Origin of the sequence: Streptomyces aureus (assembly GCF_001418135.1) — a bacterium.
Classification (GTDB): Bacteria; Actinomycetota; Actinomycetes; order Streptomycetales; family Streptomycetaceae; genus Streptomyces; species Streptomyces aureus_A.
On record NZ_LIPQ01000458.1, the window covers coordinates 1 to 467 of the forward strand.

1 pseudogene is annotated in these 467 nt (G+C 72.2%); it reads right to left on the reverse strand.

The features are described from left to right. Positions 1-467: pseudogene (locus AOK00_RS40825) on the reverse strand (SWIM zinc finger family protein); the annotation flags it as partial.

Sequence of the window (467 nt, forward strand, 5' to 3'; positions counted from 1 at the left end):
TGGTCGTCCATCAGTCGCATCAGGTTCCGCTTCCGCTTCTGGGTGGCGCGCAGGTCGGTGATGTACACGGTGAAGTCGTCCGGTGTGCCGAGGTGGCGGTGACAGTCGCGGATGCCCAGGAGCAGGCCGACGAGCTGTTCGTAGGCGCGGTTGCCGGTCTCGCGGGTGAGGGGGGCGACCAGGCGGAGGTAGACGGCGAGGGCATCCGCGGGGCGGGTCGGGCGGGACCGGTCCGCAAGGGCGAGCCACTGGCCGTCGTGGGCGCCGTACTCGCCGGCTGTCCGCCAGGCGGCGTCGATGTCCCCGTCGTCCAGCAGGATGTCAACGAGGACCCGGCCACCGTGCGTGTCCGCCCGTTCGGCATCGGCGCGGAGAAGTGCCAGTGCCTTCTCGTGCTCGGTCGGCCAGCACGCGGCGGCAACGGCCGCGGCACGCAGCTGCTGGTAGGCGAGCAGGGTGCGGCGGGC